Source organism: Pseudomonas sp. Xaverov 83, from assembly GCF_019352905.1.
In the GTDB taxonomy this organism is placed as follows: Bacteria; Pseudomonadota; Gammaproteobacteria; order Pseudomonadales; family Pseudomonadaceae; genus Aquipseudomonas; species Aquipseudomonas yamanorum.
Window position 1 is genome coordinate 1 of record NZ_JAAAFU010000032.1, and the last position, 18551, is coordinate 18551.

Sequence of the window (18551 nt, forward strand, 5' to 3'; positions counted from 1 at the left end):
GAGTGGTGGGGCAAGAGCGTTTTGCTTACTTTTGCGCTCTTCAAAAGTGAGCCGCTGTAAGAGCGGAACCCATAGTCGCCGTTACCTAAATAACGGATATGTACACCATCACCACCGCCACCCCCCTCAGGGCCGATATAAATGCGCATGCCCCGCACGATACAACGACGACTCACCAAAACTATCACTGGCCAAAACCCGACCCACGACAATCAACGCCGTACGCCGAAACCCCTTGGCCGCCACCTTCCCGGCAATATCCGCCAGCGTACCAATGGCCCAATCCTGATCCGGCCAGGTCGCCCGATGCACCACGGCAATCGGACAATCCTCCCCATAGTGAGGCACCAACTCAGCCACGATCTTCTCCAGATGATTCACCCCCAGATGAATCGCCATGGTCGTCCCATGCTGCGCCAAACTACTGAACGTCTCACCCTCAGGCATCGCGGTCTTATCCGCATACCGCGTCAAAATCACACTCTGCGCAATATCCGGCAACGTCAGCTCAGCCTCCAACAACGCCGCACACGCCGCCACCGCCGTAACCCCAGGAATGATCTGAAACCCAATCCCCAGCTCCCGCAACAGCCGAATCTGCTCCCCAATCGCCCCGTACAAACTCGGATCCCCGGAATGCACCCGCGCCACATCCTGGCCTTTCTCATGGGCCGTCTTGATCAACCCAATGATCTGCTCCAGATGCAGCTCCGCACTGTTAACCACCAGCTCCGCCTGATGCCCTTCAAGCACCGCCGCCGGCACCAGCGAACCGGCATAGATAATCACCGGGCAACTGCGAATCAGCCGCTGCCCCTTGACGGTGATCAGTTCCGGGTCACCTGGACCGGCGCCGATGAAAAAGACAGTCATGGATTCATTCCTGTGAAAAAAAGCACGCGAGCAGCCCTCCAGATGAAGATTGCTCATGATCAAAGCTGACGATTATCGGGAATTCAGACGGCGCAAGCCAATGCAAAGGTGGCCTGGGCGGTTTTTTTGCGGGTGACCAGCAGGGTAGCAGGGCCTTGGGACAGGTGTTCTGCGAGGGCCAGGGCGGCACTTTCCGCGATGCCGTAGCAGCCGGTATGAGCAAAAACCGTCTCAGACTTATGGCTCAATCGATCTTCATAAGACGCCAATTGCGCCGCACTGAAAAACACCAACGGCAACTCCAGAACCTGAGCCAGCGCCAGCAACCCCGGCTCATCCTGTTTGCGATCAAGACTGGCCAACGCAGTGATGCACTGACGCTCAATGCCACCCTCAGCGAGGGCGGCGTTGAACAGTTCAAGCAGGATGTCGACAGAACAACCCCGCTGGCACCCCAGGCCAACCGCCAGGATCATGCCGAATACTGACCATCACGGTTACGGCGAAACAGCCAGGCACTGATCAAGCCCAGCGCCAGCCAGAAGGCAATGTTGGTCAACTGCGAGGCAACCTTGAACTGAGCTTCCAGGGCTTCCGGCGCGAGCATCGAGTGGACTTCCGGCTGTGGTGCGCCAATCACATGGGGCACCGTCAGGATCGCCACGCCCAGGACTTTCAGCAACCCGTTGCGACCGAATACGATCAGCGCGATACCGGCAGCGGTGGAGCCGGCAGTGCCGATCCACCAGATCTGCCGTTGTGCCAAGTCTGCGGCAGCCGTGCCCGGCAATTCAGGCGGCAAACCCAGGGTTGGCGCCAACACAAAGGTGGCGTAACCGGCCAGACCCCACAGCAGGCCTTGGGCCGTACGGGTCGGTGCACGCAGGGTGTACAGGCCGGCAAGCATCAGGGCAAAGCCCACGGCAACCACCAGGTTACCGCCTGTGGTCGACAGCACGCGCTGCCAACCATCTTCCGGCTCCCAGGCTTCGGCGTCGTGGCTGTGGGCTGCAGCGCCGGCATGCTCATGCACTTCGGTGGCCACGGGGGCTTTTTCGAAGGTTTCCGCCTGCAGAATCAGCGGGGCGACCCAGAAGCTTTGCAGCAAGGTCAGCAGCAAGGCGGCCAGAAGACCGGTGAAACCTGCGGTTTGGGCAATACGCTTGATCATGTCGGCAGGTCTCAATGGCACGGGAACGCAGCGCTGTGGCGGGTATCGTGGGCGGCGTTGTGCACCGCTTCGATGTGCGAGAAACCGGCGAAATACACCAGGCACGCGCCGAGGATCGACGCGCCGATAGCGGCGGTCAGGCGTTGGCTCAGGGTGGCAGTGGTGCTGGCGGTAGAGGCGGTGCTGCTGATGATCGACATGGCGCGTCCCTTCAGGGTTCAGGGTGCACGAGCGCATGAAAACCCCGCGAGCCAGGCACGCAGGGTTCCGAACAGCGCCCGCCCACCGCGGGTTTGTTATCTGATTTTTTCGGGCCGGTCTCCGGGCTTGCGAGGGGCCTGGGCCTTGAAAGCATCACCTTCCCATGCCCTGGAGGCACAGTGGATTTGACGCTTCACTCGCTTACCGTTGCGGGGGCAGCACCGGACTCGTCAGGCCCTTGAGTAAAGGAACATGACTCACCGGTTTCCCGTTTCACCCTGTGAAGGGCACCCGAAACAAGATGTGTAGGAGAGCATGGGCGGGCGATGGGCGTCAAATCGCCGCGTTAACCCCAGCGTTTGAACAACACACTGGCATTCACGCCACCAAATCCGAATCCATTGGATATCGCGTATTCAATCGGCAGCGGCCGGGCTTGGCCTCGGACCATATCCAGCCCTTCGGCAGCGGGGTCCGGGTTGTCCAGGTTGAGGGTCGCCGGGGCAATCTGGTCGCGCAGGGCAAGCACGGTGAAGATCGCCTCGATCCCGCCCGCTGCGCCCAACAGATGGCCGGTCGCCGACTTGGTGGCGCTGATCGCGACGCTGGCATTTGCACCGAACAGCGTATTGATCGCCGCCAGTTCGCCGTTGTCACCTACGGGGGTCGACGTGGCATGGGCGTTCAAATGCTGGATCTGTGCGGCACTGATCCCCGCCTGCGCAATCGCCAATTCCATCGCCCGGCGCGCACCGGAGCCATCTTCCGGCCCTGAGGTCATGTGATAGGCGTCGGCGCTGGTACCGTAGCCCACCAGCTCGGCGATAGGCGTGGCCCCGCGAGCCAGTGCATGCTCCAGTTCCTCGATCACCAATATCCCGGCACCTTCGCCCATCACAAATCCATCTCGGCCTTGATCAAATGGGCGGGAAGCCAATGCCGGCGTGTCGTTGTAATCGCTGGACAGTGCACGTGCTGCGGCAAAACCGCCGAGGCTGACCCGGTGGATGCAGGCTTCGGCGCCGCCACACACGGCGATATCGATTTCCCCTGCGCGGATCATCCGAGCGGCATCACCAATCGCCTGTACGCCGGCGGCGCAAGCGGTGACGGGGGAGCCGAGCGGGCCTTTCAGTTGGTGCTGGATCGACACATGCCCGGCTGCCATGTTGCCGAGGAATGACGGGATCGTGAACGGCGACAGGCGGCGTGGCCCTTTGCTGTCAGCCGTACGAACGGCCTCGGCAATCGCGGGAAAACCACCCACGCCGGAGGCGATGATTGTCGCGGTACGTTCTTGCTGCGATGGCGTCTGCGGACTCCAGCCAGCCTGGGCCAGGGCCTCTTGCGCGGCTGCCAGGGCAAACACGATGAACCGGTCCATCTTGCGTTGTTCCTTGGCCGGGATGACAGTGTCGGGGTCAAAGCCGGCTTCAGGGTCCTGGGTGCGGTCGAGCACTTGGCCGCCGATGCTGATTGCCAGGTCGCCGACCAATGCCTCGGGTAGCCTGCGAATCCCGGATTCACCGGCCAGCAGGCGTTTCCAGGTCTGTTCCACGCCGGTTGCCAGCGGGGTCACTGCACCCATGCCGGTCACAACAATTCGCTTACTCATGATCGCTTAGCTCCGCAAATTTCAGGTTGGTAGCATTGCATGGACGAAGCTATCATTATGAAAGTAACATTCGATAGCTTAAATTTCCGGGGCCGCCCCATAGAGGAACTGCAATGCAACGTAAGTCGCTGGTGAATGCCGAATGCCCGGTAGCCCGTGGAGTGGAACGGGTAGGCGAGTGGTGGAGCATCCTGATCATGCGCGACGCGCTGCAAGGTTTGCGGCGCTTTGACGAGTTTTCACAGAGCCTGGGAATCGCTCCGAACATGCTGACTCGCCGGCTCAACAGCCTGGTGGACGCGGGGCTGTTGGAGCGCCGGCAATACAGCGAGCGGCCGCCACGTTTCGAGTACGTGCCGACGCCGGTCGGCGAGGATTTCCGGGTGGTGATCATGGCGTTCGTCGGTTGGGGCAACCGCCATTTCGCCAACGAAGGTGAAAGCCTGCAATTGGTTGACCGGGAAACCCGGCGCCCGGTGGAAGTGGCGGTGGTGGACGCCGACGGTGTGCGCGTGTCCGTCGAGCAATGCAGCGTTCAGGCCGGGCCGGCGGCGAGCGAAGGCATGCTGGAGCGCCTGGCGCTGCTTAGTGCCAAACGCTCGGACATTGACCCGTCCCCGCTCACTGCGTAGCCTTGCACCTTCGAGGTTCTTCGGCCCAAGCCGAAGCTAAGAAGGGAACGCGGTCAATGCCGCGGCTGCCCCCGCAACTGTAAAGGGTTTATCTGACTGCCACGCCACTGCCTGAACAAGGCGGGAAGGCGCAGCCAGCGCCGGCCTCACCGCCGGCAAGCCCCAAGCCAGGAGACCTGCCTCGCAACCGATTTTCTACTTCAACCGGGCGGGGTGATCCGGTGGCGAATTCTGCTTCTGCGCACCCGCGCAGGGCCACTCGTCCCGTATGCCCGCCCCAAAGGGCATCCGATGAAAACACTGGCCAAACTCCCCGTCACCATCGTTACCGGCTTCCTCGGCTCGGGCAAGACCACCTTGCTGCGCCACATGCTGGATAACGCCCAGGGGCGCCGCATCGCGGTGATCGTCAACGAGTTCGGCGAGCTGGGCATTGACGGTGAAATCCTCAAGCAATGTTCCATCGGCTGCACCGAAGAAGAAGCCAACGGCCGCGTCTACGAATTGGCCAATGGCTGCCTGTGCTGCACGGTCCAGGAAGAGTTCTTCCCGGTGATGCGCGAACTGGTGGCCCGTCGCGGCGACCTCGACCATATCCTCATCGAAACCTCGGGCCTGGCCCTGCCAAAACCCTTGGTCCAGGCGTTCCAGTGGCCGGAAATCCGCAGTGCCTGCACCGTTGACGCCGTGATCACCGTGGTCGACAGCCCGGCCGTGGCCGCCGGCACGTTCGCCGCCTTCCCGGACCAGGTCGACGCCCAGCGCAAGCTCGACCCGAACCTGGACCATGAATCGCCGCTGCACGAGCTGTTCGCCGACCAACTGGCCAGCGCCGACCTGGTGATCCTCAACAAGTCCGACCTGATCAGCCCTGAAGACCTGGCCCGTGTGCGCCTGGAAGTGGCTGAAGAACTGCCGCCAGCGGTCAAAATCATCGAAGCCAGCAGCGGTCGCCTGCCGCTGGACGTGTTGATCGGCCTGGGTGCGGGCTCCGAAGAACATATCGACGGTCGCCACAGCCATCACGATCATCATCACGAAGGTGAAGACGACCACGATCACGACGCCTTCGATTCCATCTCCATCGAACTGCCCCAGGCTGACGAAAGCCTGCTGCTGGACGCCCTGACCCAACTGGTGGTCAAGCACGGCATCCTGCGGGTCAAGGGTTTTGCGGCGATCCCGAACAAACCGATGCGCCTGCTGATCCAGGGCGTGGGTACCCGTTTTGACAAGCACTTCGACCGCGCCTGGCGCGCCGATGAGCCCCGCGCCACGCACCTGGTGCTGATCGGCCAGGAACTGGACGCCGCCTTGCTTGAAGCGCAATTGCGCGCTGCCCTCAGCGTTTAACCCATGCACCTGCTCAGGACCCAGCCCGGCGGTTTCGTTTCGGATGACAACATCGCCGACCTTGGACAGACTCCCGCCGAGCTGGTAATCCTGTGCAGCGGTGATTCCAGCCTGGCGTTGCTGGCCGAAGCGGCCCAGCAGTTGCCCGAGGATTACCCGAGCCTGCGGCTGGCCAACCCGATGCAGGTGCAGAACCATGCCTCGGTCGACCTGTATGTGGATGAGGTACTACGTCACGCCAAGGTCATCCTGATTTCGCTGCACGGCGGCATCGGTTATTGGCGCTACGGTATCGAGCGCTTGGTGGAATTGGCCGAGCGTGGAGTGCAACTGATTCTGGTGCCGGGGGATGATCGCCCGGACCCGGAACTCAGCGGTCTCAGCACCGTGGGTGCCGAGGAGCGTGACCGGCTCTGGCACTTCCTGCGCCAGGGTGGCTTGGGTAATGCGCTGGATTTCTATCGCTGCCTGGCTGCGGGCTATCTTGGCCGCGATTACGCCTGGAGCGAGCCGCAAACCCTGCCGCGCACGGCGATTTATCACCCGCGTAAAGCCAATGCCCGTCTCAACGATTGGCAGGCTGACTGGCAAGCTGATTTTCCGGTGGCGGCGGTGCTGTTCTACCGCTCGCATTTGCAGGCGGCCAACACCGGCTTTATCGATGTTTTTTGCCAACGCTTGCAGGCGGCGGGTCTTAACCCGTTGCCGATGGCGGTGGCCAGTTTGAAAGAGCCCGGCTGCCTGACGGTGGTCGAGGACTTGTTGGACGAAGTGCACGCCTCGGTGATTCTGAACACCACCGGCTTTGCCCAATCCAGCCCCGAAGCCCCGCACTTGCGGCCGTTTCGCCGCAATATTCCGGTGATCCAGGCGATTTGCGCCCAGGACAACGAGCCCGGCTGGCAGGCCAGCGAGCAAGGCCTCGGCCCCCGGGACCTGGCGATGCACATCGCGTTGCCGGAACTGGACGGGCGCATCATCAGCCGGCCCATCAGCTTCAAAGACCTGGCCTGGCGCAGCGAGCGCAGCCAGTCGGATGTGGTGTGTTATCGCGCACAGCCGGAGCGCATGGACTTCGTCGCCGAACTGGCACGGCGTTGGGTGGAACTGGCGCGGGTACCGAATGGCGAAAAACGCATCGCGCTGATCCTCGCCAACTACCCGACCCGGGATGGGCGTATCGGCAATGGTGTGGGGCTCGACACGCCAGCCGCTGCGCTGAACATCTTGCGCGCATTAAAGACTGAAGGTTATCCGCTGCCGGACGTCCTGCCGGAAAGCGGCACGGCGCTGATCCAGGAACTGTTGGGCGGTGTCAGCAACGACCTGGACAGCCTCGACCTGCGTCCGTGTCACCAAAGCCTGGCGCTCGACGACTACGAAGCGATGTTCAACCGCTTGCCCGAGTCTAACCGCCAAGCGGTTTTGGCACGCTGGGGCACACCTCATACCGATCCGATGTTCCGCGACGGCCGCATGATGATTGCCGGCCTGCGTTTCGGCCTGACCTTCGTCGGCATCCAGCCGGCCCGGGGTTACCAGGTCGACGCCAGTGCCGTTTATCACGACCCGGACCTGGTGCCGCCCCACGGTTACTTGGCGTTCTACTTCTGGTTGCGCCAGACCTACAGCGCCCACGGCGTGATCCACGTCGGCAAGCACGGCAACCTGGAGTGGCTGCCGGGCAAGGGCGTCGGGCTTTCCGAAAACTGCTGGCCGGACGCATTGCTGGGGCCGCTGCCGAATATCTACCCGTTTATCGTCAACGACCCGGGCGAGGGCGCCCAGGCCAAGCGCCGCACCCAGGCCGTGATCATCGACCATCTGATGCCGCCGCTGACCCGCGCCGAAACCTACGGCCCGTTGCGCGACCTGGAGCTGCTGGCCGACGAGTATTACGAAGCGCAATTGCTCGACCCACGACGGGCCCGCGAGCTGCAAAAGGACATCCTCAAGCTGGTGCGGGAAACCCGTATCGACCAGGAATTGGCCCTGGACGAGAACCTCGACAGCGACGCCGACGCGGCGATCTGGCTGCCGCGCCTGGACACTTACCTGTGTGACTTGAAGGAGTCGCAGATTCGCGATGGCCTGCACATCTTTGGTGAGTCGCCCGAGGGCCGGTTGCGCATCGACACCTTGCTGGCCTTGCTGCGTATTCCGCGTGGCGATGGGCGCGGGCCGCAATCGAGTCTGCTGCGGGTATTGGCCAAGGCTTTCGAGCTGGGTTTCGATCCGCTGGATTGCGCCTTGGCCGAGCCGTGGACCGGGCGTCGTCCATTGGTGTTGCAGGATATCGACACGCAATTGTGGCGTACCGCCGGCGACACCCGTGAACGCTTGGAGCTGTATGCCGCGCGCCTGATCGAGCAGGCGCTGGAAGGTGCGGTGGAACAGCTTGAAGAGCCCGGCTGGGAAGACGTCAAGTCGGTGATCGAGAGCCTGCGCATCGTCGTCGCGCCCCGCCTGGATGCTTGCGGCCCGGCGGAAATGCGCGGGTTGCTGGATGCATTGAGCGGGCGGTTCGTCCCGGCCGGGCCCAGCGGTGCGCCGAGCCGGGGCCGCCTGGACGTGTTGCCTACCGGTCGCAATTTTTTCTCGGTGGATGTGCGCAACCTGCCCACTACCACCGCTTGGCGCATCGGCTTCCAGTCGGCGAACCTGATTCTTGAGCGTCACCTGCAGGATCATGGCGACCACTTGCGCCAGCTCGGCCTGTCGGTGTGGGGCACTGCCACCATGCGCACCGGCGGCGACGACATTGCCCAGGCCATGGCACTGATGGGCGTGCGCCCGGTATGGGCCACGGGCAGCCAGCGGGTGGATGACTTTGAAATCCTGCCCATCAGTCTGCTGGACCGGCCACGTGTCGATGTGACCTTGCGCGTGTCGGGCTTCTTCCGCGATGCGTTCGCCAACCTGATCCGGCTGTTCGACGCGGCGGTGCAAGCCGTGGCGGCGCTGGACGAGCCCGACGACCTGAACCCACTGGCCGCCAAGGTGCGCAGCGAGCGCGAAGCGTTGCGCCTGTCGGGCCTGGACGAGGAAGCGGCGGCGAAACAGGCCGGTTGGCGGATCTTCGGCGCCAAGCCCGGGGCCTACGGCGCCGGCGTGCAGGGCGCGATTGACGGGCGCTTGTGGCAGAGCCGCGAAGACCTGGCGGAGGTTTACCTGAACTGGGGCGGCTACGCCTATGGCGGCTCCGACGAAGGCACCGCCGCCCGTGAACAGTTTGCCCAGCGCTTGAGCCAGGTGCAGGCGGTGTTGCAGAACCAGGACAACCGCGAGCATGACCTGCTCGACTCCAATGACTACTACCAATTCCAGGGCGGCATGCTCGCCGCCGTGGAAACCCTGAGCGGCGACAAGGCCGCCAGCTATCATGGTGACCACAGCCAGCCGGACCTACCGAAGATCCGCACGCTAAAGGAAGAGTTGAACCGGGTGATTCGTGCCCGGGCGGCCAATCCGAAGTGGATTGAAGGGGTGAAGCGCCACGGCTACAAAGGCGCGTTCGAGATGGCAGCCACCGTGGACAATCTGTTCGCGTTCGACGCCACCACGGCGTTGATCGACGATCATCAATACGCGTTGCTGGCGGATGCCTACTTGCTGGACCCGGACACCCGCGCCTTTGTGCAGCAGCACAACCCGGATGCCCTGCGGGACATGACCGAGCGCATGCTCGAAGCCCAGCAGCGCGGCATGTGGCAGGAACCCGGGGCGTACCGCGAAGCGTTGGAAAACCTGTTGTTGGATATAGAAGAAGGCAGTTGATGACCGACCTCCCGCATTTCCCGCTGTCCGCCGTTGTCGGTGCCGACGACTTGAAACTGGCCCTGTGCCTGACCGCCATCGACCCGAAAATCGGCGGTGTGCTGATCGAAGGCCCGCGCGGCATGGCCAAGTCCACCCTGGCCCGTGGCTTGGCAGACCTGCTCGCCAGCGGACAGTTCGTCACGCTGCCGTTGGGCGCCACCGAAGAGCGTCTGGTGGGCACCCTCGACCTGGACGCGGCGCTAGGCGAAGGCCGCGCACAGTTTTCCCCCGGCGTACTGGCCAAGGCCGACGGCGGTGTGCTCTATGTCGATGAAGTCAATTTACTGCCCGATCATCTGGTGGACCTGCTGCTGGACGTGGCCGCCAGCGGCACCAACCTGATCGAGCGCGACGGGATTTCCCACCGGCATTCGGCGCGCTTCGTGCTGATTGGCACCATGAACCCGGAAGAGGGCGAGTTGCGCCCGCAATTGCTCGACCGGTTTGGTTTCAACGTAGCGCTGAGCGGGCACACCCAGCCGGCTGAGCGGGGGCAGATCATTCGTCGCCGGCTGGATTTTGACAGCGACCCTCAGGGTTTCTGCGGACAATGGGCCGATCAGCAGGCCGCGTTGCGTGAGCGCTGCACTCAGGCGCGGGCTTTACTGGATAGCATTCCGCTGGATGACCAGGCGCTGGCGCAGATCACCGAGCGCTGCTTTGCCGCTGGGGTCGATGGCTTGCGCGCCGACCTGGTCTGGCTGCGCGGCGCCCGTGCCCATGCGGCCTGGCGGGGTGCGACGGTCATCGGCGAGGAAGATATCGAAGCCGTTGCGGAATTTGCCCTGCGTCACCGGCGCCAGGAGCAATCACCGCCTGCTACTCCGCCTGCAGGCGGTCAATCAGCCGAGCCCAATGATTCAACAGAAGGCCAGGGCCAATGGGGCGACATGCCCGCGCCTGCGCTGACCACGGGGGCTCGCCGGGACGTGCCCACCTGGCCAAAAAAGCCCTAGGCATCCGCCCCAGGCCTCCAGCGGGGGCGGATGCGCGGCCCAAGGCGGGTCGACTGGACAAGGGCCGGCGAGGCCAGGCGCGCAGCGCGGCCGAAGGTTCGATCAACTGGCCGGGTACCTTGCTCGGCGGGCGGCCGCAGCGTCGTGAAGATCTGTTGTATCAACTGCGCAGCCGCACGCCCCATGAGCTGTGGCTGGTGATTGTCGATGCTTCGGCGTCCACCCGGCGGCATCAGGCGCTGAGCGATGCCAAGGGGTTGCTGGCCCAGCTGTTTGACGATGCCTATCGACAGCGGGCGCGCATGGCGTTGCTCGCCGTGAGCGGGCAATCGCCAAAGTGGCAGGTGCAGGGATTAAAGGCGGCGAAAGGGCTGGGTCGGTGGCTTGATGGCCTCGGTGCAGGTGGTGGCACGCCATTGTTGGCAGCGCTGAACGAAGCGGGGCACTGGTTGGCGGCTCGTCGCAAACGTTACCCGGTGGAGCAGCAGCGGTTGCTGGTGATCACCGATGGGCGGCTGAAGGATGTGGCAGGGCTGCCGCAGCTGGACTGCCCGGGCTTGCTGGTAGACATCGAGCGCGGCCCGATCCGCCTGGGTCGCGCGAAAGCGCTGGCTACCGGGCTGCAGGTGGATTATCGGCACATCGATCACCTGTAAGCCCCCCCGCAAATCCGTCCGTAGCAGCTGTCGAGCGTCAGCGAGGCTGCGTCGGGCGCGACTCGGCAATTGCGGTGCTGCCGACGCAGCCTCGCTGGCGCTCGACAGCTGCTACGGGGGTGCCGGGTACGTTCGGCCACAGATCCGCCACCAGGAAGAGTCGTTCGGCTTCTTCCCATTCGCCTTCGCTGTTTTCCATCAGGCGCACCAGCAACTGCGCGGGCGCCATGGGGTCCAGTTCGGTGAGCCAGTCTCGCATCCGGGCCGCATCCCAAGCTTCATCCGCCGGGTAGTGCGCCGGCGCCAGCCATGCATGGCGGGGTAGCGGTTGCCAGCGACCGGCGGGGCTTTGCTCGATAAACCTCGACCAATCACGCTGATGCAGCCAGCGGCCATTCAGGTGCTGCGGATGCGCGCCCACCGGCGCTTGCGCCATGCCAGGCCATGGGTAGAGCAAATACCCGCCCAGCCACAAATGGGCATCAAATCTCTGGATATCCAGCGCCGCCAGTATTTCGCGGCTTTCCGGCCGTGCGGAAATCGGCAATTGATGCTGCGCCAGATGGGCCAGCTTGCGGTCGAGCCGGTCATGACAGCCCGGGCCCAGCCACTGCGCGGTGTCCCGGCCGTCGCCGTCCTGGGGCCCGAGATAAAGTTTGATCGCCAGTTCCAGGTGATGCACGCCATCACGGTCGCGCAGCAGCATGTCCAGCTCGCCGAGGGTATGCCCGGCCTGGCGGATCGGCAGGTTGGCCGCCAGCAATTCCACGCCGGGCGCATGCTGCACGGCGAATTGCCACAGCCGTTCGTAATACAGCCCCAGCCGACGGGTACGTGCCTGGCTCAGCCAATGCAGCAAGGCGCTGCTGTCCTTGTCCAGCTGGCGCAGCCAGTGTTCCAGCAAATGCGGGGCCTGCACCCAGTCGCTGCCGGTCAATGGGTGGCGTTGCGGCCAGGGTGTCTGCTCAAGCATCGGCGGGGCGAGCATCACCCACGCGAGGTCGCGCACCTCGGGGTGACGCAGTTGGCGGGGCAGGTGCTGTAAATCAGGGAACAGAGTCATGGTCCGAGCATAGCCTTTTACAGCCGGGAAGGGGGCTGAGAACCGTTGTCGTCTGGGGTTTGCGGCGACAAAGGATTTTGTGTAACGCCGGCTTTCGCCCATAATCGTTCTTTTTTGCCAGAACCCGAACCCCGCAGGAGCCCCATGGAGCAATTTCGCAATATCGGCATTATCGGTCGCCTGGGCAGTACCCAGGTGCTGGACACCGTCCGCCGGCTGAAAAAGTTTCTGCTCGAGCGCCACCTGCATGTGATCCTCGAAGACACCATCGCTGAAATCCTCCCCGGCCACGGCCTGCAAACCTCGTCGCGCAAGATGCTCGGTGAAGTCTGCGACATGGTGATCGTGGTAGGCGGCGACGGCAGCCTGTTGGGCGCCGCCCGTGCGCTGGCGCGGCATAACGTGCCGGTGCTGGGGATCAACCGCGGGAGCCTGGGGTTCCTCACCGATATTCGCCCCGACGAGCTGGAAGTCGAAGTGGCCAAGGTGCTGGACGGCCATTACCTGGTGGAAAACCGCTTCCTGCTGCAAGCCGAAGTGCGCCGCCATGGCGAAGCCATCGGCCAGGGTGACGCCCTCAATGACGTGGTGCTGCACCCCGGCAAGTCGACGCGGATGATCGAGTTCGAGTTGTACATCGACGGCCAGTTCGTGTGCAGCCAGAAGGCCGACGGCCTGATCGTCGCCACGCCGACCGGCTCCACGGCCTACGCGCTGTCGGCCGGCGGGCCGATCATGCATCCCAAGCTGGATGCCATTGTGATCGTGCCGATGTACCCCCATATGTTGTCCAGCAGACCTATCGTGGTCGACGGCAACAGTGAGTTGAAAATCGTGGTGTCCAAAGACATGCAGATCTACCCGCAAGTCTCCTGCGACGGGCAGAACCATTTCACCTGCGCCCCCGGTGACACCATCACCGTGAGCAAAAAGGCACAGAAGTTGCGGTTGATCCACCCGCTGGACCACAACTACTACGAAGTGTGCCGCACCAAGCTGGGCTGGGGCAGCCGCTTGGGGGGTGGAGGCGACTGATGCTCGATCCCGCGCGTAGCTACGACCTGATTGGTGACGTGCACGGTTGCGCTCATACCCTTGAGCACTTGCTCGACCGGTTGGGTTACCACAAGCAGGGCGGCACCTGGCGGCATCCGTCGCGAATGGCCGTGTTCCTCGGCGATATCATCGACCGTGGCCCGCGCATTCGCGAGGCGCTGCATATCGTCCACGACATGACCGAGGCCGGCCAGGCGCTGTGCATCATGGGCAACCATGAGTTCAACGCGCTGGGCTGGAGCACGCCCGCACCCCCCGGCAGCGGCAAGCAGTTCGTGCGCGAGCACACGCCACGCCATGCGCGCTTGATCCATGAAACCCTGACCCAGTTCGAGCAGCACCCGGCAGACTGGCACGACTTCCTCGGCTGGTTCTACGACATGCCGCTGTTTGTCGATGCCGGACGATTCCGCGTGGTGCACGCTTGCTGGGACAACGGCTTTATCGAACCCCTGCGCGCGCATTTCCCGGACGGCTGCATCGACCAGCACTTCCTGCAAGCCGCCGCCGTGCCCGGCAGTTTCGCCAGCAACGCCTTCGACCGCCTGCTGCGCGGCACCGACATGCGCCTGCCGGATGGCCTCACCCTGACTGGCGGCGATGGCCTGACGCGCTCGTTCTTCCGTACCAAGTTCTGGGAAGACGACCCGAAAACCTACGGCGACATCGTGTTCCAGCCTGATGCGCTGCCTGAACCGGTGGCAGCCACGCCGCTGTCGTCCACCGAGAAAAATTCCCTGCTGCGCTACGGCGTCGACGAGCCGTTGCTGTTCGTCGGTCACTACTGGCGCAGCGGCAAACCGGCGCCGATCCGTCCGAACCTGGCCTGCCTGGACTACAGCGCGGTGCTTTACGGCAAGTTGGTGGCTTACCGGCTGGATCAGGAGACCCGCCTGGACCCGCGTAAATTTGTTTGGGTCGATGTCGAGCGTCCTGAGGTTATTACATGAGTACCGTGGCTGTATTACGCCTGCCGCTGGCAGTGGATTTGAGTGGTTTCGTCAAGCTTCTGCAACGCATGCAAGTGCCCCACCGAGTCAGCGAAGAAGCCGGGGAACAGGTGCTGTGGGTGCCCGATTCCATCAGCGAAGATGTGAAGGTCTTGTACCAACGCTTTCCGGCCGGTGACCCGGACCAGCAACTGGACATTCCCGAGCAGGCGGCGACGGCCAAACGTCCCGGGTTTGTCCAGCAGTTGCGCCACAGCCCGGTGACCGGACTTATCCTGCTGCTGAGCATCATCGTCGGCGCTGTTACGTTGCTGGGGGATAACCTGCAAGCCATGAGCTGGCTGACGTTCCTGCCGTTCAGCGTGTCGGGTGAGTACCTGCACTTCACGCCGCTGGCCGACAGTCTCGCATCAGGGCAGTGGTGGCGCTTGGTCACGCCGATGCTGATCCATTTCGGCATCCTGCACCTGGCCATGAACGGCATGTGGTACTGGGAACTGGGACGGCGTATCGAGTTGCGCCAGGGCAGTATCAACCTGCTGGGCCTGACCCTGTTGTTCAGCCTGGTGTCGAACTACGCTCAATACTATTTTGGTGGTCCCGGCCTGTTTGGCGGGTTGTCCGGGGTGCTGTACGGCTTGCTCGGGCATTGCTGGATCTATCAGTTGTTGTCGCCGAACCCGGCGTATCGCCTGCCTCGCGGGGTGCTGGTGATGATGCTGGTGTGGTTGGTGCTGTGCCTGTCGGGCCTGGTTTCGATGATCGGTTTCGGCGAAATCGCCAACGCGGCCCACGTGGGTGGCCTGGTGATGGGTTGCCTGACCGGTTTGTTGGGTGGCTTGTACAGCCGCCGCAAAATGTCTCCTATTTAGTTAAGGAAGAGTCTTATGTCCTCTTTTGTCGAAATGATCGAAAACATCACCCCGGACATCTACGAGAGCCTTAAGCTCGCCGTGGAAATCGGCAAGTGGTCCGATGGCCGCAAGCTCACCGCCGAGCAGCGTGAACTGTCGTTGCAGGCGGTGATCGCCTGGGAACTGCAGAACCTGCCGGAAGACCAGCGCACCGGCTACATGGGCCCGCAGGAATGCGCCTCGAAGTCGGCGCCGGTGCCGAACATCCTGTTCAAGTCGGATGCCATCCATTGATTGAGATTGGCCGTGGTGCAGTCAGCAAGATGTCGGCGCAGTTGGGTGAGCCGACCGTTCAATACGCGTTTCGCCTGGGCGACATCGAGGTGCCGGTCAACCCGTTGATCGGCACCACCGTGCGCCTGGAATACCTCGGTGCGATCCATTGCACCCATTGCGGTCGCAAGACCAAGACCAGTTTCAGCCAGGGTTACTGCTACCCGTGCATGACCAAACTGGCCCAGTGCGACCTGTGCATCATGAGCCCCGAGCGCTGCCATTACGACGCAGGCACCTGCCGCGATCCGGCCTGGGGTGAAAAATTCTGCATGACCGACCACGTGGTGTACCTGGCGAATTCGTCGGGGATCAAGGTCGGCATCACTCGCGCCAGCCAGTTGCCGACCCGCTGGCTCGACCAGGGCGCCAGCCAGGCGCTGCCGATCATGCGGGTTGCCACGCGCCAGCAGTCGGGCTTCGTCGAAGACCTGTTCCGCAGCCAGGTGGCCGACAAGACCAACTGGCGCGCGCTGCTCAAGGGCGACGCCCCGGCAGTCGACCTTGCGCAGGTGCGCGACGAACTGTTCGCCAGCTGTGCCGAAGGCATGCTCGGTTTGCAGGAACGCTTTGGCTTGCAGGCCATCCAACCGGTGACCGACATCGAACCGATCCAAATCCGCTACCCGATCGAGCAGTATCCGACCAAGATTGTCAGCTTCAACCTGGACAAGAACCCGATTGCCGAAGGCACGCTGATGGGGATCAAGGGCCAATACCTGATCTTCGATACCGGCGTGATCAACATTCGTAAATACACGGCCTACCAGCTCGCCGTGCATCAGTAGAAGGACGACAGACATGCGCACCGAACAGCCGAAGATGATTTACCTGAAGGACTATCAGGCGCCGGACTACCTGATCGACGAGACGCACCTGACCTTCGAGTTGTTCGAGGACCATAGCCTGGTCCATGCGCAGCTGGTGATGCGCCGCAACCCCGAGCGCGGCGCCGGCCTGCCCCCGCTGGTGCTGGACGGGCAGCAGTTGGAGCTGCTGTCGGTAAACCTGGCCGACCAGGAACTGACCGACGCCGATTACCAGTTGAGCGACAGCCACCTGACCGTGCACCCCACCAGCGCAACCTTCACCCTCGACACCACGGTGAAGATCCACCCGGAAACCAACACCGCCCTGGAAGGCCTGTACAAATCCGGCGGCATGTTCTGCACCCAGTGCGAGGCCGAAGGTTTCCGCAAGATCACTTATTACCTCGACCGCCCGGACGTGATGAGCGTGTTCACCACCACGGTGATCGCCGAGCAGCACAGCTACCCGGTGCTGCTGTCCAACGGCAACCCGATTGCTTCCGGCCCTGGCGAAGACGGCCGGCACTGGGCGACCTGGGAAGACCCATTCAAGAAACCGGCTTACCTGTTCGCACTGGTGGCCGGTGATTTGTGGTGCGTCGAAGACACCTTCACCACCATGACCGAGCGCACCGTGGCGCTGCGCATCTATGTCGAGCCGGAAAACATCGACAAGTGCCAGCACGCCATGAACAGCCTGAAGAAGTCCATGCGCTGGGACGAAGAAGCCTATGGCCGCGAGTACGACCTCGATATTTTCATGATCGTCGCGGTCAACGACTTCAACATGGGCGCCATGGAGAACAAGGGCCTCAACATCTTCAACTCCAGCGCGGTGCTGGCCCGCGCCGAAACCGCCACCGACGCCGCGCACCAGCGTGTCGAGGCGATCGTCGCCCACGAATACTTCCACAACTGGTCGGGCAACCGCGTGACCTGCCGCGACTGGTTCCAGCTGTCGCTGAAGGAAGGTTTCACGGTGTTCCGTGATTCGCAGTTCTCTGCCGACATGAACTCGGCCACCGTCAAGCGTATCCAGGACGTGGCCTACCTGCGCACGCACCAGTTCGCCGAAGATGCTGGGCCGATGGCCCACGCGGTACGCCCGGACGGCTTTATCGAAATCTCCAACTTCTACACCCTGACCGTGTACGAAAAGGGCTCGGAAGTGGTCCGCATGATCCAGACCTTGCTCGGCGCCGAAGGCTTCCGCAAGGGCAGCGACCTGTACTTCGAACGCCACGACGGTCAGGCTGTGACCTGCGACGACTTTATCAAGGCCATGGAAGACGCCAACGGCGCCGACCTGACCCAGTTCAAGCGCTGGTACAGCCAAGCCGGTACACCACGCCTGGCAGTGAGCGAGTCCTACGACGCGGCGGCTAAAACCTACAGCCTGACCTTCCGTCAAAGCTGCCCGGAAACCCCGGACAAAGTAGAGAAACTGCCGTTCGTGATTCCGGTTGAACTGGGCCTGCTGGACAACAAGGGCGCGGGTATCGCCTTGCGCCTGGCCGGTGAAGCCGTTGCGGGCGCCACCTCCCGGGTGATCTCGGTGACCGAAGCCGAACAGACCTTTACCTTTGTAGATATTGCCGAACACCCGCTGCCGTCTCTGCTGCGAGGCTTCTCGGCGCCGGTGAAACTGAGCTTCCCGTACAACCGCGACCAGTTGATGTTCCTGATGCAGCACGACAGCGATGGATTCAATCGCTGGGACGCCGGCCAGCAACTGTCGGTGCAGGTGTTGCAGGAGCTGATCGCCCAACATCAGCAGGGCAAGGCACTGGTGCTGGATCAACGCCTGATCACCGCACTGCGCAGCGTGTTGAGTGATGAAAGCCTGGACCAGGCGATGGTTGCGGAAATGCTGTCGCTGCCGAGCGAAGCCTACCTGACTGAAATCAGCGAAGTGGCGGACGTCGAGGCCATCCACGTGGCCCGGGAGTTCGCCCGCAAGCAACTGGCGGATCGCCTGTTCGAAGGTTTGTGGCTGCGCTACCAGGCCAATCGCGACCTGTCGAAGAAAACCCCGTACGTGGCCGAGGCGGAACACTTCGCCCGTCGCGCCTTGCAGAACATCGCGCTGTCGTACCTGATGCTCAGCGGCAAGCCGGAAGTGCTGGCGGCGACCCTTGAGCAGTTCGACGCGTGCGACAACATGACCGAGCGCCTGACGACCTTGGCGGTTCTGGGCAACTCGCCGTTCG

17 protein-coding genes and 2 riboswitches are annotated in these 18551 nt (G+C 63.0%); of the genes, 11 read left to right on the forward strand and 6 right to left on the reverse strand.

Annotated features, from left to right (window positions below; genetic code table 11):
- Nucleotides 1-126: 126 nt before the first annotated feature.
- The 5 genes from cobM to fabF form a co-directional block, all read right to left on the reverse strand.
- Nucleotides 127-873, reverse strand: coding sequence for a precorrin-4 C(11)-methyltransferase (gene cobM / locus K0H47_RS12950; RefSeq protein ID WP_219272853.1), 747 nt, complete (start codon nt 871-873; stop codon nt 127-129).
- Between the two features lie 83 nt (nt 874-956).
- On the reverse strand, nt 957-1349 hold the full coding sequence (locus tag K0H47_RS12955) for a cobalamin biosynthesis protein (protein ID WP_201140277.1): 393 nt from the start codon (nt 1347-1349) through the stop codon (nt 957-959).
- Nucleotides 1346-2044: a CbtA family protein gene (locus tag K0H47_RS12960; protein WP_177027575.1), complete on the reverse strand. Its 699-nt coding sequence runs from the start codon at nt 2042-2044 to the stop codon at nt 1346-1348. The genes K0H47_RS12955 and K0H47_RS12960 overlap by 4 nt, the downstream gene beginning before the upstream one ends.
- Nucleotides 2045-2055: 11 nt before the next feature.
- Nucleotides 2056-2244, reverse strand: coding sequence for a CbtB-domain containing protein (locus K0H47_RS12965; RefSeq protein ID WP_003217883.1), 189 nt, complete (start codon nt 2242-2244; stop codon nt 2056-2058).
- A gap of 94 nt (nt 2245-2338) precedes the next feature.
- Nucleotides 2339-2555, reverse strand: a riboswitch (cobalamin riboswitch).
- A gap of 36 nt (nt 2556-2591) precedes the next feature.
- A complete protein-coding gene (gene fabF, locus K0H47_RS12970; RefSeq protein WP_219272855.1) occupies nt 2592-3860 on the reverse strand; it encodes a beta-ketoacyl-ACP synthase II in 1269 nt (422 codons plus the stop codon).
- A gap of 113 nt (nt 3861-3973) precedes the next feature.
- On the opposite strand from fabF, the gene K0H47_RS12975 reads away from it, so the two are divergent.
- The 5 genes from K0H47_RS12975 (at nt 3974) to K0H47_RS12995 (ending at nt 11276) form a co-directional block, all read left to right on the forward strand.
- Complete coding sequence (locus K0H47_RS12975) at nt 3974-4492, forward strand: helix-turn-helix domain-containing protein (protein WP_201140273.1); 519 nt, start codon at nt 3974-3976, stop codon at nt 4490-4492.
- A riboswitch (cobalamin riboswitch) is annotated at nt 4489-4691 on the forward strand. Its footprint overlaps the gene before it by 4 nt.
- Before the next feature lie 92 nt (nt 4692-4783).
- Nucleotides 4784-5845, forward strand: coding sequence for a cobalamin biosynthesis protein CobW (gene cobW, locus K0H47_RS12980; RefSeq protein WP_003217887.1), 1062 nt, complete (start codon nt 4784-4786; stop codon nt 5843-5845).
- 3 nt (nt 5846-5848) lie between these two features.
- Complete coding sequence (gene cobN, locus K0H47_RS12985; RefSeq protein WP_219272857.1) at nt 5849-9622, forward strand: cobaltochelatase subunit CobN; 3774 nt, start codon at nt 5849-5851, stop codon at nt 9620-9622.
- Complete coding sequence (locus K0H47_RS12990; RefSeq protein WP_219272859.1) at nt 9622-10620, forward strand: ATP-binding protein; 999 nt, start codon at nt 9622-9624, stop codon at nt 10618-10620. The genes cobN and K0H47_RS12990 overlap by 1 nt, the downstream gene beginning before the upstream one ends.
- The gene (locus tag K0H47_RS12995) at nt 10545-11276 is read left to right on the forward strand and encodes a VWA domain-containing protein (protein WP_374106752.1); all 732 of its coding nucleotides are present in this window, start codon (nt 10545-10547) and stop codon (nt 11274-11276) included. The genes K0H47_RS12990 and K0H47_RS12995 overlap by 76 nt, the downstream gene beginning before the upstream one ends.
- A 37-nt stretch (nt 11277-11313) precedes the next feature.
- On the opposite strand, the gene K0H47_RS13000 is transcribed toward K0H47_RS12995, so the two are convergent.
- Nucleotides 11314-12339 carry a DUF1853 family protein gene (locus tag K0H47_RS13000; RefSeq protein WP_219272861.1) on the reverse strand — a complete coding sequence of 342 codons (1026 nt, stop codon included), beginning with the start codon at nt 12337-12339 and terminating at the stop codon, nt 11314-11316.
- A 144-nt stretch (nt 12340-12483) separates the two neighbouring features.
- Here K0H47_RS13000 and K0H47_RS13005 point away from each other — a divergent pair, with 144 nt between their 5' ends.
- From K0H47_RS13005 to pepN, 6 genes are all read left to right on the forward strand, one after another.
- Nucleotides 12484-13374 (forward strand): NAD(+) kinase, encoded by an 891-nt coding sequence (locus K0H47_RS13005; protein WP_003217892.1) that lies wholly within the window; start codon nt 12484-12486, stop codon nt 13372-13374.
- Nucleotides 13371-14345 carry a metallophosphoesterase gene (locus tag K0H47_RS13010; RefSeq protein ID WP_172834610.1) on the forward strand — a complete coding sequence of 325 codons (975 nt, stop codon included), beginning with the start codon at nt 13371-13373 and terminating at the stop codon, nt 14343-14345. The genes K0H47_RS13005 and K0H47_RS13010 overlap by 4 nt, the downstream gene beginning before the upstream one ends.
- The gene (locus K0H47_RS13015; RefSeq protein WP_063029480.1) at nt 14342-15217 is read left to right on the forward strand and encodes a rhomboid family intramembrane serine protease; all 876 of its coding nucleotides are present in this window, start codon (nt 14342-14344) and stop codon (nt 15215-15217) included. The genes K0H47_RS13010 and K0H47_RS13015 overlap by 4 nt, the downstream gene beginning before the upstream one ends.
- Before the next feature lie 15 nt (nt 15218-15232).
- Nucleotides 15233-15493, forward strand: coding sequence for a YeaC family protein (locus K0H47_RS13020; protein WP_003217900.1), 261 nt, complete (start codon nt 15233-15235; stop codon nt 15491-15493).
- The gene (locus K0H47_RS13025; RefSeq protein ID WP_093209274.1) at nt 15490-16320 is read left to right on the forward strand and encodes a DUF2797 domain-containing protein; all 831 of its coding nucleotides are present in this window, start codon (nt 15490-15492) and stop codon (nt 16318-16320) included. The genes K0H47_RS13020 and K0H47_RS13025 overlap by 4 nt, the downstream gene beginning before the upstream one ends.
- A gap of 13 nt (nt 16321-16333) precedes the next feature.
- Nucleotides 16334-18551 (forward strand): aminopeptidase N (gene pepN / locus K0H47_RS13030; protein WP_257626659.1); only part of this gene is annotated, 2218 nt, incomplete at its 3' end.